The organism is Mesorhizobium sp. M0208, from assembly GCF_040322015.1.
In the GTDB taxonomy this organism is placed as follows: Bacteria; Pseudomonadota; Alphaproteobacteria; order Rhizobiales; family Rhizobiaceae; genus Mesorhizobium.
This window is the reverse complement of record NZ_JAMYSP010000016.1, coordinates 63,204-79,820: the sequence shown is the minus strand read 5'-3', so window position 1 is coordinate 79,820 and position 16,617 is coordinate 63,204. Positions and strand designations below refer to the sequence as shown.

The window sequence follows — 16,617 nt, the reverse complement described above, 5'->3', positions numbered from 1 at the left end:
CACCCGGACATGCACAGGGCCAACCTGATGGCGTCCGGCCCTACTGGGCGGCGGTGGCGCCCGCATCGTCAACGATGGCTCCCGCCGGCGTGTCGGCTCCGGTATTGGTTGCCCCGGCCTTGCCGGCGTCCTGCGCCTGCTTTTTCAGCAGTGCCCGGTAGCGAGCGACATTCTCGTTATGCTCATCGAGCGTCGAGGCAAAGACGTGGCCGCCGCTGCCGTCGGCGACGAAGTAGAGATCGCTGGTCTTCGACGGATTGGCGACGGCCTCCAGCGCCGCACGGCCGGGATTGGCGATCGGCGTCGGCGGCAAACCGTTGATCAGATAGGTGTTGTAGGGCGTCGGCTTCTGGATGTCCGACTGATAGATCGGGCGGTCGATGGGTTTGCCCTTGCCGCCGAAGAGGCCGTAGATGATGGTCGGGTCCGACTGCAGCCGCATACCCTTGGCCAGCCGATTGAGGAAGACGGCGGCTACGCGCGAGCGTTCATCGCCCTTGCCGGTCTCCTTCTCGACGATCGAGGCTAGGGTGACAAAATCCTCAACATTGGCGATAGGCAGATCCGGCGCTCGGCGCTGCCAGACCTCGTCGACCAGCTTCTTCTGGTCGGCCAGAAGCTTGTCAACCATCTGCTGGCGTGTTGCGCCGCGGGTGAAGCGCAGCGTGTCGGTGGCGAGGCTGCCCTCAGGTGGGGTGGTCGACGGCATATCGCCGGTCAGCGCGTCCTGCTCGGCGATCCGTTGCAGCGCCTGCTCCACCGTCAGCCCCTCGGGGATAGTCAGCGAATACATCACCGACTTGCCGCTCTTCAGCAGTTCCATGATTTCGTGCATCGACGCCTGCGGCTTGATCTCGTATTCGCCGGCCTTCAGGGCGGAATCATTGCCGAAGGCGCGCACGCCAAGGCGGAAAATGCGGGCGTCGCTGATCAGTCCTCGCCGCTCAAGCTGGTCGGCGATCTCCTGGACGCCGCTATTCGGCTTGACCAGGAAAGTGTCCCCATTGGCCGACGGGCCGGGCTCGTTGAACTCCTGCTTGCCGAAATACAGCGCAACGCCTGCCGCCAGTACCATCAGCATCACCGAAGAGATGACGAAGTTCATGAACACGACCAACTGGCTGCGCGAGGCACGCGAGCGCTTCGGCGGCGGCGTGCCGGCCTCGGGCCGCAACGCCTCGCTGGCCGTTTTCGGCACGATCGGGCCGGACGTTGCTGGCCGTTGCCCGAATTCCCCGTTATCGGCCGGATTTGTGTTCATAGCGCCCTACCATCTGATCTTGCGACGAATCCCCTCGGGCAGAGTAGGGGCGAATATGGCAAAATTGACGGCAGACGGAAACCGGCAGAGCGGTCAGCCATTGTAGCGCTGGAAGACGAGCGAGGCGTTGGTGCCACCGAAGCCGAAGGAGTTGGACAGCGCCACGTCGATCTGCCGGGCCCGCGGCTTGTGCGGCACCAGGTCGATCGCCGTTTCGCGCTCCGGATTGTCGAGATTGATGGTCGGCGGCGCGATGTTGTCGCGAATGGCGAGGATCGAAAAGATCGCCTCGGCAGCACCAGCCGCGCCCAGCAGGTGGCCAATCGACGATTTGGTTGACGACATCGATATCTTCGAGGCGGCGTTGCCTACCAGCCGCTCGACGGCGCCGAGTTCGATCGTATCGGCCATGGTCGAGGTGCCGTGCGCGTTGATGTAGTCGACATCGGCCGGCGTCAGCTTCGCCCGGTTCAGCGCCGCGGTCATGCAACGGAAAGCGCCGTCGCCGTCTTCGGCAGGCGCGGTGATGTGATAGGCGTCACCGGTCAGACCGTAGCCGGTGACCTCGGCATAGATCTTGGCGCCGCGGGCCTTGGCGTGTTCGAGCTCCTCGAGCACGACAACGCCGGCGCCCTCGCCCATGACGAAGCCGTCGCGATCGCGATCATAGGGGCGTGAGGCCGTTTGCGGCGCGTCGTTGCGCTCGGTGGAGAGCGCGCGGCAAGCGGCGAACCCGGCGACCGACAGTCTCGTCACCGGCGCTTCGGCGCCGCCTGCGACCATAACGTCGGCATCGCCCCAGATGATCAGCCGGGCGGCATCGCCGATGGCGTGCGCACCGGTCGAGCAAGCGGTGACGACGGCATGGTTGGGGCCTTTCAGCCCATGGCGGATCGAGACCTGACCGGAGACGAGGTTGATGATCTGGCCAGGGATGAAGAATGGGCTGATGCGGCGCGGACCGCGTTCCTTGAGGATCATCGCATTCTCGGCGATGCCTTCGATGCCGCCGATGCCCGAACCGATCAGCACGCCGGTGGCGCACTGTTCCTCATGCGTCTTCGGCTGCCAGCCGGAATCCTTGAGTGCCTCGTCGGCGGCCGCGATCCCGTACAGGATGAAGTCGCCGATCTTGCGCAGTTCCTTCGGCTCGAGAACGGCTTCAGGATTGAAAGTGGCGTTGGAGCCGTCACCGCGCGGAATGACGTGGGCGACCTTGCAGGCAAGGTCTTCCACCTCGAATTCGGTGATGCGCTTGGCTGCGCTGCGGCCGGTCAGAAGCTCCTTCCAGCTGTGCTCGAAGCCCATGCCGAACGGCGAAAGCAGCCCAAGGCCCGTGACGACGACACGCCTCATCGCAGGTCCTCCCCGGTGATGACTGCAAATAGCGTCAGGCGGAGGCCTTGTCGATGTATTTCACCGCATCGCCAACAGTCAGGATGGTCTCGGCGGCGTCGTCCGGGATTTCGACGCCGAACTCTTCTTCGAACGCCATGACAAGTTCGACCGTGTCGAGGCTGTCCGCGCCCAGATCATCGATGAAGCTCGCCTGCTCCGTCACCTTGTCGGCATCGACGCCAAGGTGCTCGATGACAATCTTCTTGACGCGCTCTGCGGTGTCACTCATTTGGGCATCCTCGTCTTTTGGTTGTCTGTCTTCGTTAGCGGGCAGAATGCCGCTAATCAAGCTGAAAGATGGTCCTGCCGGAAACGCAGCGGAACAGGACCGGTTTTTGCCCGAACCGCCGGGTTGCGGGCGGCATTACACGAAAAATCCCGTGCATCCAAGACGGAATGAAGCGTTTTCCCAAGTGTTAGATCATTGCCATGCCGCCATTGACATGAATGGTCTGGCCGGTGACGTAGGCTGCCTCGTTGGAAGCTAGGTAGGCGACGGCAGAGGCGACTTCGGCGCCCGTGCCCATGCGCCGGGTCGGGATCGCCGCCATGATCGCCTCTTTCTGCTTGTCGTTGAGCTTGGCGGTCATCGCCGATTCGATGAAGCCCGGGGCGACGCAGTTGACGGTAATATTGCGGGTGGCGATCTCCTGCGCCAGCGATTTGGAAAAGCCGATCATACCGGCTTTGGAGGCGCAGTAGTTGGTCTGGCCGGGATTGCCGGTGACGCCAACCACTGAAGTGATGTTGATGATGCGGCCATGGCGGCGCCGCATCATCGGATGGGTAAGCTCGCGGGTCAGCCGGAACACGGCGGTCAGGTTGACCTCGAGCACGCTATCCCAGTCGGCGTCAGCCATGCGTACGAACAACCCGTCCTTGGTGATGCCGGCATTGTTGACGAGGATGTCGACGCCTTCGAGGTCGGCCTCCGCCTTCTGGCCGAGCGCCTTGACGTCGTCGCGGTTGGAAAGATTGGCCGGGAAAAGCTTGACCCGGTCGCCCAGTTCGGCGGCCAGCGCCTCCAGTTTCTCGATACGTGTGCCATGCAGGCCGACGATGGCGCCCTGGCCGTGCAGCACCCGGGCGATCGCCTCGCCGATACCTCCCGATGCGCCGGTGACGAGCGCCTTGCGGCCGGTCAATTCGAACATTCTTGCCTCCTGATCTGAGCGAACACCCTTCGCATGGAGCGGGGTCAAATCGCCAGTTGATTATGCAAGCGCCGCCAGCGCCGCCTCGACATCCGCCGCGGATCCGATGGCAGTGGTGGCAATATCGCGGTTGATGCGGCGGGCCAGTCCCGACAGCACCTTGCCGGCGCCCACTTCGTAAAGCGTCGCAACGCCGTTGCTGCCGAACCACTCCACCGTTTCGCGCCAGCGCACGCGCCCGATCACCTGTTCGACGAGTCGGCGGGCGATCTCGTCGGGATCGCTCGTCGGGGTCACCGTAACATTGGAGACCAGCGGCACGACCGGCGCACTCTTCGTCACGGCGGCCAGCGCCTCCCGCATGATCTCGGCCGCAGGCTTCATCAATGCCGAATGGAAGGGCGCCGAGACCTGCAGCATCAGCGCCCGCTTGGCGCCCTTCTCCGTGCATAGCCTCGCCGCCAGTTCGACCGCCGGCCTGGCGCCGGAGATCACCAGCTGGCCGCCGCCATTGTCATTGGCGATCTGGCAAACCAAGGCTTGTGCGGGATCTTTGGCGGCGCCCTGGGCGGCCTCTGCGCAAGCGGCTTCGACGTCGGCCTGTTCCAGCCCGATGATCGCCGCCATGGCGCCCTCGCCGGCCGGCACAGCCGCCTGCATGGCATTGCCGCGGATGCGCAACAGCCGGGCGGCGTCGGCGACCGAAACGAAACCTGCGGCCGCAAGTGCCGAATATTCGCCGAGCGAGTGGCCGGCGACATAGGTGACCTTGCCGTTCAGGGAGAAGCCGCGCGCCTCCAGCGCCCGGATTGCGGCAAGCGACACCGCCATCAGCGCCGGCTGGGCGTTGGCGGTCAGCGTCAGCGTCTCTTCCGGGCCTTCCCAGATCAGCTTCGATAGGTTTTCGCCGAGCGCGTCGTCAACTTCCTCGAAGATCCGCCGCGATTCCACAAAGGTATCGGCGAGGTCCTTGCCCATGCCGACAGCCTGGCTGCCCTGCCCCGGAAAGGTGAATGCGATGGCCATCGGCGGCTCCCAGCTGCTGGTTCACGTTGCCTGTGACGCAAGGCGTGCGGCCAAGTCAAGTCCAACCTTGATCGCGTAATATCGGCCGAGTGCCTGTTTCGGCAGGCTTTTTGGCGATCACTCATGATGAAAACCGCTCACGATTTGTTTGCTGGCTCTTCTTATTTCCGCCACAGGCGCTAGGCTTTGCGTGACAGTTCGATGACAATCGAGTGACGCTTTTGTTGCGGGCCGGGGAACTATTGAAGTGGCAAAGACCAAGCAGAGCGCAGCCGAGGCGGCGCCCCAGTTTCTTGAAGGCGATCCGTCGACCGGCTATCTGCCGGCGCGCAAATGGCCTGTCATCCGCTATGGCCTTATCAGCTTGCTGGCTGCGGCCATCCTTGTGTTTGCCATCGAACTGATCGTGCGCGGCAACTTTGCCGGCACCATTGATTTCTTTCTGCAGCCTTTCAAACCCGGCTGGACCACGATCATCATTTTTGCGCTGATCCTCATCGGCCTCGACGCCGTGCTCGGCCGCAGTCATCAGAGCCTGATGATCGTTGCGCCGCTGACATTGTCGCTGGCGTTCGTCGGCCACCAGAAGTCGCTGTATCTCGGCGATCCGCTCTATCCGACCGATTTCCTCTATTCCCGGCAGATCGTGGCACTGATGCCGCTTCTGGTACGCGATCGCCCGGGAACCGCCATTGCCCTGGCGATCGGCATCGTCGGCGGACTGTCGCTGCTCGTCTACGGTTGGCGGCTATGGCGCCGCCGCGTTCCGGCGCTCAGCCACAAGGGCCGCCTTGCCCGGCTGACGCTGACAGTACCGCTGATCGCCTTCTTCGTTTCCATCATGGACTATGCCACTTTCTCGTGGACGCGCGACCGGCTGCAGATCATCCCGATCATGTGGGACCAGAAGGAAAACTATGCCTCGAACGGTTTTGCGCTCGCCTTCGCGCTGAACGTCCCGATGGCGCATGTCTCGGCGCCGCCCGGCTATTCCGACAAGGCGATCGAAGCGATCGGCAAACCGCAGGTGATCGCCTCGGTACCCGCCGAGAAGCCCGACATCATCGTCGTGATGAGCGAATCCTTCTGGGATCCGACCAAGCTGCCCGGCGTCACCATCACACCCGACCCTATCCCCAATGTGCGGGCACTGCGCACGGGCTACATGTTCTCGCCCGAGTTCGGCGGGATGACGGCCAACATCGAGTTCGAGGCCCTGACCGGCTTTTCCAACGCCTTCCTGCCGGCGGGCAGCATTCCCTACCAGCAATATGTGCGGACACCGACTCCCTCGCTGGCGACCTTCCTGAAAAGTCAGGGCTACCGGGCACGCGCCATCCATCCCGGCACCAACTGGTTCTGGAACCGGGGGGCCGTCTATGCCGATTTCGGCTTCAACGACTTCAAGTCCGAGGAGACGTTGCCGCCCATGCAGAAGCGCGGACCGCTCGCGTCGGACGCAGCGATGACCGACGAGATCATCCGCGAAGCCGATACCAGCGCCGAGCCGGTCTTCTTTTTCGCCGTCAGCCTGCAGAACCACGGGCCGTATGAGCCGTATCGCTATACCAATCCGACCCACAAGGTGCAGGCGCCGATCAGCCAATGGGCACGTGAATCGCTGTTGAGCTACGCCGAAGGCTCTTCCGACGCGGACCGCGGCCTCGAGCGGCTGATCGAATGGGCGAAGAAACGCGAGCGGCCGACCGTCATCGCATTCTTCGGCGATCACCTGCCGCCGCTTGGGCCGGTCTACGTCGAGACCGGTTTCCTGAAGGACAATGTCGCGCCGCGCAAGGAGCCGGCCGACCAGATGCTGCAGCACCACCAGACGCCATTGATCGTCTGGTCGAACCGCAGCGGCCCCTCCGAGGATCTGGGCGCCGTCAGCCCGGCCTTCCTGCCCTACCATATCCTGAAAACGGCCGGCATCAGCCATCCCTATTACACCGGCTTCCTCGGCCAGTTGCGAGAGCGCTACCGCGTCATCGACCGTAATTTGCTGTTGGCACCGGGGGGCGAGGCCACCCCCGATTGGTCGCGTCAGAAAGAGATCGACCCGGCAATCCGCGACTTCCGTCTGCTGCAATACGACATGATGTTCGGCAAGCGCCATGCGGCGCCCGATTTCTTCCCCGAAACCACAGGCAAAGTGGCTGCACACACGAGCTGAGGCAGCTGAAGTTGCAGCGTGATGCGCGAACTCCGATCGTGTCGTCGAGAGACGGGAATTGTTGCAGCTGATTGCCGACTGCGTAGAGCTGTTCGATTTGTTGGCGTTACCTCGACCGTCTCCCGCGATTATACGAACAGGGCATCCGGTTTGTTTTGTCAGGCGAAATGCAGGAAAACATTCTTGGGTCCGGGCAGGGAATCCGTAAGACCTTGCGAATGAGGCCAGCAGCCCAATAAGACCGGACAACTCATGTGCTACCTAATCCGGACAACTCATCTGCTTACGACACGTCGGCCGTTTGCCCTTGCCTTGCGGCCAAATTCCTGTATAGACGCCCGCAATCTGCCGGTCCTTGCTGGGGGCTGAACGGAGGGCCGGAGGTTTTTCGAAACCTTCGCGTGAAGCCAGAAGCGCTTCCGCCTCCCGTGTCTCCGCTCTCGACCGTCTCGTCATGCTCCTTTCTTCCCCGCCTTCGCAAGGATTGCGGGTCAGAGAAGTTGCAGAGGCTTTTGCCGCCGGGAACCGGGAGAGAAACGAAGAAAGGCACGAACACTATGGCTCTATACGAACATGTGTTTCTTGCTCGGCAGGACCTCTCGCAGCAGCAGGTCGATGCGCTTGTCGAACAGTACAAGGGCGTCATCACCGCGAATGGCGGGTCCGTCGGCCGGGTCGAGAACTGGGGACTGAAGTCCCTCACCTACCGGGTCAACAAGAACCGGAAGGCATATTATACACTCATGGACATCACCTGCCCCCCGGCCGCGCTCAACGAAATGGAGCGCCAGATGGGTCTGTCCGAGGACGTACTGCGTTTCCTGACCATCAAGGTCGATGCGCATGAGGAAGGTCCGTCGGCAATGATGCAGAAGCGCGAAGAGCGCTCGGAACGCGGCGGCTTCGGCGACCGCGACCGTGGCCCGCGCTCATTCGGCGACCGCGATCGCGGTGACCGTGGTGATCGTCCGCCGCGCAGCTTCGGCGATGGCGGTGCCGATCGTGGCCCGCGCCGTCCGCGCGAAGGCTTTGAAGGAGCCGCAGAATAATGGTCGACATCAATCAGATCCCAACCCGGCGCCCCTTCCACCGCCGCCGCAAGACTTGCCCGTTCTCTGGCGCCAACGCGCCGAAGATCGACTACAAGGACGTGCGGCTTCTGCAGCGCTACATCTCCGAGCGCGGCAAGATCGTGCCATCGCGCATCACCGCCGTCAGCCAGAAGAAGCAGCGCGAACTCGCCAAGGCGATCAAGCGTGCCCGCTTCCTCGGCCTGCTGCCCTACGTGGTCCGCTAAATCTACGCGGGCGGTTCGCCGCCCGCTTTTTGTCACCGGCCACGACGGGCGTAGCCGGATCGAACACCAAATCCCGGGTTGGATTTCGACACGAGATCCTAACTGCCGCGACAGGCAGGACAGCGACACAGGCGGTGACGCCCCAGCTTTCTGACCTGTTCCAGACAACTCGGCGCCGATCCTGAGGATAGCGCCCAAGCGAAGGAACAAAACCATGGAAGTCATTCTTCTCGAACGCGTTTCCCGCCTCGGCCAGATGGGCGACACCGTCAAGGTCAAGGACGGATTCGCCCGCAATTTCCTGTTGCCGCAGGGCAAGGCGCTGCGCGCCAACGAAGCTAACAAGAAGAAGTTCGAGGGACAGCGGGCGCAACTGGAAGCCCGCAACCTGGAGCGCAAGTCCGAGGCCGCGCAGATTGCAGAAAAGCTCGACGGCAAGAGCTTCATCGCCGTGCGCTCAGCCGGCGAGACCGGTCAGCTTTATGGTTCGGTCTCGACACGCGACATCGCCGAGCTGGTGACGGCGGAAGGTTTTTCGGTCAACCGCAACCAGATCCTGCTCAACCAGCCGATCAAGACCATTGGCGTCACCAATGTGGCGATCGCGCTGCATCCGGAGGTCGAGGTTACCATCACGCTCAACATTGCCCGCACGGCCGACGAAGCCGAGCGCCAGGCCAAGGGCGAAACGCTGACAACCGCGGAAGCCATCTACGGCGAGGACATCAACGATAATGCGCGGCCGGAAAACTTCTTCGATCCGAATGCGGAGTTCGAGGGCGGCGAAGACAACGGCTGATCGTCATTCGTCGGCATTCGCCGGCTAATCGCTATTCTGGACCAATGCCCGGGCCTCGTACCCGGGCATTTTTATGCCAAATGGAACTTTTCGAACCCCTATATCTTGATGCAGAATAAGACAGCCTGTCTGACCGAGAGGGGACATTTGGTCATGAATATTCTGCTGAAACGCATTCTCGACCGCCTGGTCCGCACAGGCAATCTCAAGGTGACAGGGCCGCAAGGCTCGATGGTGACTTTCGGTGACGGCAGCGGCGAACCGGTGCACATGCACATCAAGACCAGGCATGCCGAGCGCGCCATCACTTTCGATCCGATGCTGGCGGTGCCGGAAGCCTACATGGACGGTGAACTCGACATTCTCGAGGGCGGCGTGCTGGGGGTGATGCGGATTGCCTTCCAGAACATGGGCAGCGGCGGTATCGATGCCACCTGGTCGAAAGCGATCGAAGGTCTGCGCCACGCCTTCCGGCGCCTGCAGCAGATCAACACGGCGTCGCGGGCGCGCCGCAACGTGCAGCGCCATTACGATCTGTCGGGCGACCTCTACCGCCTCTTCCTCGATGAGGACATGCAATATTCCTGCGCTTATTTCGAGCAGCCGGATATGACCCTCGACGAGGCACAAGCGGCCAAGAAGCGCCATATTGCCGCCAAGCTCAGGCTGAAGGCCGGCCAGACGGTGCTCGATATCGGCTCCGGCTGGGGTGGGCTTGGCCTTTATCTCGCCAAGGCGTTCGACGTCGACGTACAGGGCGTGACGCTGTCGACCGAGCAGCACGGCGTTGCCACCGACCGCGCCCATGCGCAGGGCCTGCAAAACCGGGTTCATTTCGACATTAAGGACTATCGCGAACTCAATGAACGTTTCGATCGCATCGTCTCGGTCGGCATGTTCGAGCATGTCGGCGTCAATCATTTCCGCACCTTCTTCGACAAGTCGGCGACGCTGCTGAAACCGGACGGCGTCATGCTGCTGCATACGATCGGCCGCTCCGGCGTGCCGTGGGCGACCAGCGCCTTCATCCGCAAATACATCTTCCCGGGCGGCTATATTCCGTCGCTCTCCGAAGTGATGCCGGCCATCGAAAAATCGGGGCTCGTCGTCACCGACATCGAGGTTCTGCGGCTGCATTATGCCGAGACGCTGAAGCATTGGGGCGAACGCTTCGCGGCCAACCGCGACAAGGCCAAGGCGATTTATGACGAGCGCTTCTGCCGTATGTGGGAGTTCTATCTTGCCGCCTCGGAAGCTGCGTTCCGCTGGCAAGATCTGGTGATCTTCCAGATCCAGATTGCCAAGAAGAACGACACGCTGCCGATGACGCGCGACTACATGGCCAATTGTGAGAAGGCGCTGGAGATGCGCGATCTTGGACGTCGTGAAAAGGCTCCGGCGGCCAAGCCCGCTCGCCGCCGCAAAATGGTGGATCCGGAGTAGACGGCCGGCGATCGCGCCATTGCCGCTTGCCATTTGCCGACTGGCACGCTGAAAAGGCTCCCGTCAACGCGGGACCTTTTTATGACCTACCTCCTCTACGTCGCTGCCGCACTTGCCGAGATCGCCGGCTGCTTTTCGTTCTGGACATGGTGGCGGCTGGAAAAATCGCCGCTGTGGTTGGCGCCCGGTCTCGTCTCGCTGGTGCTATTCGCGTGGCTGCTGGCGCTGGTCGACACCAGCGCCGCGGGCCGGGCCTACGCCGCCTATGGCGGCATCTACATTGCCGCCTCGCTGGCCTGGCTGTGGCTGGCGGAAGGCGTGCACCCCGACCGCTGGGATCTTGCCGGTGCCGCGATCTGCATCGTTGGCGCCTCGGTCATTCTGCTCTCACCTCGGACTGTCTAAGCGATGGAACTGCCCGTCCCGCTTAGACAAGGCGTCGATCGCCTTCTCGAACAGGTGCCGTTGCCGATGCTTAAGCAAGCGGCAAAGACGCTGTCGGACCGCTACCGCGCAGAGTTGCGCGACGGTCGCCTGCACATGGCCGAAGACATGGCGGTGAAGGCCTATCTGGCAACGCGGCTGCCGGCGACTTATGCTGCCGTCCGCGCCAGCCTCGACGCGGTAAGCGAGGCGCGGCCCGATTATGCTCCGAGAACGCTGCTCGATGTCGGCGCCGGCCCTGGCACGGTGCTTTGGGCCACAATCAATCTCTGGCCTGATCTCCAGCAGGCGGTGCTGCTCGAGGCCGGCGCCGCGGTACGAAGGGTCGGCGAAGCACTTGCCGCGCATGCGATCACGGCCAGGACCGCCTGGCGGACCGGCGACGTCACCGTCGACCTGGTCGATCTGGAGCCGGCCGAGTTGGTGACTTCAGCCTATGTGCTGGATGAGATCGCGCCGGCATCGCTGGCAAAACTCGTCGACCGGCTCTGGCAGCTGACCGCCGACACGCTGCTGGTCGTCGAGCCGGGCACGCCGGCCGGCTGGCAGCGTATTCTTGCCGTGCGGCGGCAGCTGATCGATACGGGGGCGCACGTGCTTGCGCCCTGCCCGCATGAGGCGCCCTGCCCTCTCGTCGCTCCCGACTGGTGCCATTTCGCCCGCCGGGTCGCCCGCTCGCGCCTGCACCGTCTGGCCAAGGATGCCGAGGTGCCGTGGGAGGACGAGAAATTCATCTTTGTCGCGGCTTCCCGCCATCCGGCCACTCCGCCTCGAGCGCGAGTGATCGCACCGCCGAAGTCTGGCTCCGGCAAGGTCTTGCTGAAGCTTTGCCAACAGGATGGAAGTGCTGCCGAGCGACTGTTCACCAAGCGCGATGGCGAGACGTTCAAGGCCGCACGGCGACTGGAGTGGGGTGATGCCTTGCCGGAATGACCGGCAGCTATTTTCCTGTTTTGTTCTCGCCCAAGAACGGCTAGGCTCGCCATCTTGATTCGAGTCAATTGAGATTCTTTCCACCGAAAGAACCTGGCTGTGAATCGCGGGCATCAAAGTTGGTTGGTTGGGGACTGATGCAGATAAGTCATCACCGACTTGTCTCGTTCTGATATCGAGAGACCGGGGATCAGGACCGGGGACATCATGGCAGAGGCAGCACGAAAATTCGGCGTGGCGGAAACACCGCTCTATCGCGAGGCGCCGAACAACATCGAGGCCGAGCAGGCGCTGCTCGGCGCCATACTGGTCAACAACGATGCCTTCTACCGCGTCTCCGACTTCCTGAAGCCCGGCCATTTCTACGAGCCGCTGCATAGAAAGATCTTCGAGGTCGCGGCCGAGCTCATCCGCATGGGCAAGATCGCGACGCCAATCACGCTGAAGACCTTCCTGCCGGCCGACGAGAAGGTCGGCGACATGACGGTGGCGCAATATGTCGTGCGGTTGGCGGTCGAGGCCGTCACGGTCGTCAACGCCACCGACTATGGCCGCGCCATCTACGATCTGGCCACGCGGCGCGCGCTGATCACCGTCGGCGAGGACATGGTCAACATCGCCTATGACGCGCCGGTCGACATGTCGCCCTCCGACCAAATCGAGGATGCCGAGCGGCGCCTGTTCGAGTTGGCCGAGACCGGCCGCTATGATGGCGGCTTCGAGAGCTTCACCGACGCCGTCAAGACCGCCGTCGACATGGCCAATGCCGCCTATATGCGCGACGGGCATCTGTCGGGCGTCGCCACCGGCTTGCGCGACCTCGACCGCCGCATGGGCGGCCTGCAGTCGTCCGACCTGATCATCATTGCGGGGCGCCCCGGCATGGGCAAGACCTCGCTCGCCACCAATATCGCCTTCAATATCGCCGAGGCCTACGTCCCGGCGCAGCAGGCCGACGGGTCGTTCAAAGCGGCCAATGGCGGCGTCGTCGGCTTCTTTTCGCTCGAAATGTCGTCCGAACAGCTGGCCACCCGCATCATCTCCGAACAGACCGAAATCCCGTCGTCGAAAATCCGGCGCGGCGAGATCAGCGAGATGGATTTCGAAAAGCTCGTCGCGTGCTCGCAGACGATGCAGAAAATCCCGCTGTTCATCGATCAGACCGGCGGCATTTCCATTGCTCAGCTGTCCGCCCGGGCACGTCGCCTGAAGCGCCAGCGCGGCCTCGACGTCATCGTCATCGACTATATCCAGCTGATGCAGGGGTCGAGCGCGAAATCATCGCAAAACCGCGTCCAGGAGATCACCGAGATCACCACCGGGCTCAAGGCGCTAGCCAAGGAGCTGGCGGTGCCGATCATTGCGCTGTCGCAGCTGTCGCGCCAGGTCGAGAGCCGCGACGACAAGCGCCCGCAGCTTTCGGATCTGCGCGAATCCGGTTCGATCGAGCAGGACGCCGACGTGGTGCTGTTCGTCTACCGCGAGGAATACTACCTGAAGAACCGCGAGCCGAAGCCGGGCACCGACGAATACATCAAATGGGAACACGAGATGAACGAAATGCGCGGCAAGGCCGAAGTCATCGTCGCCAAGCAGCGCCACGGCCCAACGGGGTCGGTCAGCCTCGCCTTCCAGGGCGAGTTCACCCGCTTCTCCGACCTTGCCGAGGAACATCATTTGCCGGATCGGTTTGAGTAGCATGGGTAACCACTTCAGACGCGCCGCCGTTCTTGCTTTTGCGCTCATTGGCGCGGTTGCCGCCCTCGCAACCGCCTCTGCTTGTTCCATGCCTCCACATTGGACGCCGCAGCGAGCGTTTGCGGAGGCCTCCCTGGTATTCCGAGGCATGGTTACTGAAACTGAGCTTAGCCCAATCAAACTTGGAACTGTTCCGCCTGATGAGGGTGATGGCCGAATACTGGTTAACGTACGATACGAGATTGCCGAGGTGTTCAAGGGCAAACCGGAACCGAATGGCGTGGTCTCCACGACCACTCTGATCATGGGTGGATGCGGTGTGCCTGTTCTGGCCGGGCAGAATTTCCTGTTTTACGTGGATGCGATCACTGAGGAAGCGCGGAAAGCGGAGCCGGAGTTTGCCACCCAGACACAGGGGATGATTTCCATCTACAACTCGCAGATGCTGCCACCCAACCCGGAATTGCTCGACGAGGCGCTTGCCGAAGTTCGCGCTCTCGCCAAGAAGCACTGAGTTTGAACCAGCTCGCTAAACCACGCCCCGAAAATGCGGTCGGCGCTCTACGGCGCCCCCCTCTGTCCTGCCGGACATCTCCCCCACATGGGGGGAGATTGGCCGTCACTCGCGACGCCACTCTTTTTTGCGACGCGGAAAATTGGCGAAATCCTACGTTCAGTCCGATCTCCCCCCTCGTGGGGGAGATGTCCGGCAGGACAGAGGGGGGCGCTGTCCCGCCTCCCTATCCTGCGCTGGCACCTGCCACACCCGAACCGGGCCACGCCTGATGGCCAAATCGCGCGTCCAGTTCATCTGCCAGAATTGTGGTTCGGTGCATCAGCGCTGGGCCGGCAAATGCGATGCGTGCGGCGAGTGGAACACGCTGGTCGAGGAAGGTACGTCCGGCGGCATCGGCTCGGGTCCGGCCAATAGCCGTAACGCGCGCAAGGGTCGCGCCGTAGTGCTCACCACCTTGTCCGGCGACATCGAGGACGCGCCGCGCATCGTCTCCGGCATCGGCGAGCTCGACCGCGCCACGGGCGGCGGCTTCGTGCGCGGCTCGGCGCTGCTGGTCGGCGGCGATCCCGGCATCGGCAAGTCGACGCTGCTCACCCAGGCCGCGGCCGCGCTGGCGGCAAAGGGCCACCGCATCGTCTACGTCTCGGGTGAAGAGGCGGTCGCCCAGATCAGGCTGCGCGCCCAGCGGCTCGGCGTCGCCGACACCCCGGTCGAGCTCGCCGCCGAAACCAATGTCGAGGACATCCTCGCCACCATCGCCGATGGCAAGCGGCCGGATCTGGTCATTCTCGATTCGATCCAGACGCTGTGGACCGACATGGCTGATTCGGCGCCCGGCACGGTGACCCAGGTGCGTGCCGCGGCCCAGGCGATGATCCGCTACGCAAAATCCACAGGGGCGGCGATCGTTCTGGTCGGCCATGTCACCAAGGAGGGCCAGATCGCCGGCCCACGCGTCGTCGAGCACATGGTCGACGCGGTGCTCTATTTCGAGGGCGAAGGCGGCCACCACTTCCGTATCCTGCGCACGGTCAAGAATCGTTTCGGGCCAACCGACGAGATCGGCGTCTTCGAAATGTCGGACAAGGGCTTGCGGGAAGTCGCCAACCCGTCCGAGCTTTTCCTCGGTGAACGCCACGCGAAGTCGCCGGGCGCCGCGGTTTTCGCGGGCATGGAAGGCACACGGCCGGTGCTGGTCGAGATCCAGGCGCTGGTAGCACCGTCGTCGCTCGGCACGCCGCGCCGCGCCGTCGTCGGCTGGGACGGTGCCCGGCTGTCGATGATCCTGGCGGTTCTGGAAGCTCATTGCGGCGTCCGCTTCGGCACCCACGACGTCTATCTCAACGTTGCCGGCGGCTACCGCATTTCGGAGCCGGCGGCCGACCTGGCGGTGGCTGCGGCACTGGTTTCCTCGCTCACCGGTCTTGCCCTTCCCGCCGATTGCGTCTATTTCGGCGAAATCAGCCTTTCGGGTGCGGTGAGGCCGGTTGCACATGCGCAGCAGCGCCTCAAGGAAGCCGAAAAGCTGGGTTTCGGAAGCGCGGTTCTGCCCTTGGGCAGCGAGGAACTTGTCGGTTGTAATGGGGTCGGGGGGATCGGAGCCGGCGCTTTCCAGCCCACCGAGCTTGCCGATCTCGTGGCGCGCATAGCCGGCTCACGGCGCAGCCGCGTCGACGAGCGAGAGTGATGCGGCTCGTCGAGCCGCGAAAAAGAGATCGGAGTGGGGCGAAAACATGCCGATTACGCTGCTTGACGGAATTCTCGTCGGCTTCACCCTGGTCTCGGCGATGCTCGCCATGGTTCGCGGCTTTTCGCGCGAGATCCTGTCGATCATCTCCTGGGCAGCCGCCGCGGCGGCCGCCTTCTTCTTCTACAAGCCGGTGCTGCCTTACATTCAGCCCTATATCGACAACGAAAAGGCCGCCATGGCCGCGGCCGCCGGTATCGTCTTCATTGTAGCGCTGATCGTCGTTTCGGTCATCACCATGAAGCTCGCCGACTGGATCATCGATTCCAGGATCGGCGCGCTCGATCGTACACTTGGCTTCCTCTATGGCGCGGCGCGCGGTATCCTGGTCGTCGCTGTTGCTCTGCTTTTCTTCAATTGGCTGGCCGGCGCCAAGGCCCCAGGCTGGATTGCCAACGCCAAGTCAAAGCCGCTGCTCGAATCGATCGGCGCCAAGCTCGAAAGCCTGCTGCCCGAGGATCCGGAAAACGCCATCCTCAACAAGCTCAATCCGAATCAGCCAGCCACCGAGACGCCTCTGGCCCCAGACGCGCCTGCAGCGGAAGCACCTGCCGCCGGCGACGACGCCACCGCACCGGCACCCGACGACAGTGACGCGCCGCCAGCAGACAATGCGCCCGCGACGCCGGCACCTGCAAACCCGGCGCCGGCAAACTGATTTCGACAGACTTGCCAATCTGCAGACTTGGCGAGGCATCAAGACTGACGATCATGTGAACGCCGCACG

General features: G+C 63.1%; 16 protein-coding genes. 11 read left to right on the top strand and 5 right to left on the bottom strand.

The genetic code is table 11. From position 1 onward, the window contains the following. Positions 1-40 precede the first annotated feature (40 nt). The 5 genes from mltG to fabD all read right to left on the bottom strand — a co-directional run bounded on the left by mltG (position 41) and on the right by fabD (position 4,839). A complete protein-coding gene (mltG, locus tag NKJ17_RS17795; RefSeq protein WP_352689584.1) occupies positions 41-1,261 on the bottom strand; it encodes an endolytic transglycosylase MltG in 1,221 nt (406 codons plus the stop codon). Positions 1,262-1,354: 93 nt separating this feature from the next. Next, on the bottom strand, positions 1,355-2,617 hold the full coding sequence (fabF, locus tag NKJ17_RS17790) for a beta-ketoacyl-ACP synthase II (protein WP_352454402.1): 1,263 nt from the start codon (positions 2,615-2,617) through the stop codon (positions 1,355-1,357). A gap of 34 nt (positions 2,618-2,651) precedes the next feature. Continuing rightward, the gene (locus NKJ17_RS17785) at positions 2,652-2,888 is read right to left on the bottom strand and encodes an acyl carrier protein (RefSeq protein ID WP_006203723.1); all 237 of its coding nucleotides are present in this window, start codon (positions 2,886-2,888) and stop codon (positions 2,652-2,654) included. Between the two features lie 187 nt (positions 2,889-3,075). Further along, positions 3,076-3,813 (bottom strand): 3-oxoacyl-[acyl-carrier-protein] reductase, encoded by a 738-nt coding sequence (gene fabG / locus NKJ17_RS17780; RefSeq protein WP_352453223.1) that lies wholly within the window; start codon positions 3,811-3,813, stop codon positions 3,076-3,078. A gap of 60 nt (positions 3,814-3,873) precedes the next feature. Beyond that, entirely contained in the window at positions 3,874-4,839 is a 966-nt protein-coding gene (fabD, locus tag NKJ17_RS17775; RefSeq protein WP_352454401.1) for an ACP S-malonyltransferase, read from the bottom strand. A gap of 247 nt (positions 4,840-5,086) precedes the next feature. Here fabD and NKJ17_RS17770 point away from each other — a divergent pair, with 247 nt between their 5' ends. The 11 genes from NKJ17_RS17770 (at position 5,087) to NKJ17_RS17720 (ending at position 16,548) form a co-directional block, all read left to right on the top strand. Further along, entirely contained in the window at positions 5,087-7,012 is a 1,926-nt protein-coding gene (locus NKJ17_RS17770; protein ID WP_352689583.1) for an LTA synthase family protein, read from the top strand. Between the two features lie 557 nt (positions 7,013-7,569). Further along, positions 7,570-8,061 carry a 30S ribosomal protein S6 gene (gene rpsF, locus NKJ17_RS17765; RefSeq protein ID WP_254820244.1) on the top strand — a complete coding sequence of 164 codons (492 nt, stop codon included), beginning with the start codon at positions 7,570-7,572 and terminating at the stop codon, positions 8,059-8,061. Next, positions 8,061-8,309 (top strand): 30S ribosomal protein S18, encoded by a 249-nt coding sequence (gene rpsR, locus NKJ17_RS17760; protein ID WP_006203718.1) that lies wholly within the window; start codon positions 8,061-8,063, stop codon positions 8,307-8,309. The genes rpsF and rpsR overlap by 1 nt, the downstream gene beginning before the upstream one ends. Before the next feature lie 214 nt (positions 8,310-8,523). After that, the gene (gene rplI, locus NKJ17_RS17755; RefSeq protein WP_254820243.1) at positions 8,524-9,108 is read left to right on the top strand and encodes a 50S ribosomal protein L9; all 585 of its coding nucleotides are present in this window, start codon (positions 8,524-8,526) and stop codon (positions 9,106-9,108) included. Between the two features lie 153 nt (positions 9,109-9,261). After that, on the top strand, positions 9,262-10,551 hold the full coding sequence (locus NKJ17_RS17750; RefSeq protein ID WP_352507937.1) for a cyclopropane fatty acid synthase: 1,290 nt from the start codon (positions 9,262-9,264) through the stop codon (positions 10,549-10,551). An 81-nt stretch (positions 10,552-10,632) separates the two neighbouring features. Then, entirely contained in the window at positions 10,633-10,956 is a 324-nt protein-coding gene (locus NKJ17_RS17745; protein ID WP_352507938.1) for a YnfA family protein, read from the top strand. Between the two features lie 3 nt (positions 10,957-10,959). Beyond that, entirely contained in the window at positions 10,960-11,928 is a 969-nt protein-coding gene (locus tag NKJ17_RS17740) for a small ribosomal subunit Rsm22 family protein (protein WP_352507939.1), read from the top strand. Between the two features lie 207 nt (positions 11,929-12,135). Next, complete coding sequence (locus NKJ17_RS17735; RefSeq protein WP_023677714.1) at positions 12,136-13,626, top strand: replicative DNA helicase; 1,491 nt, start codon at positions 12,136-12,138, stop codon at positions 13,624-13,626. Position 13,627: 1 nt separating this feature from the next. Then, positions 13,628-14,140 (top strand): hypothetical protein, encoded by a 513-nt coding sequence (locus NKJ17_RS17730; RefSeq protein ID WP_352507940.1) that lies wholly within the window; start codon positions 13,628-13,630, stop codon positions 14,138-14,140. Between the two features lie 271 nt (positions 14,141-14,411). Then, the gene (gene radA, locus NKJ17_RS17725) at positions 14,412-15,830 is read left to right on the top strand and encodes a DNA repair protein RadA (protein ID WP_352507941.1); all 1,419 of its coding nucleotides are present in this window, start codon (positions 14,412-14,414) and stop codon (positions 15,828-15,830) included. Between the two features lie 46 nt (positions 15,831-15,876). Then, positions 15,877-16,548 carry a CvpA family protein gene (locus NKJ17_RS17720; protein ID WP_254820238.1) on the top strand — a complete coding sequence of 224 codons (672 nt, stop codon included), beginning with the start codon at positions 15,877-15,879 and terminating at the stop codon, positions 16,546-16,548. Positions 16,549-16,617 lie beyond the last annotated feature (69 nt).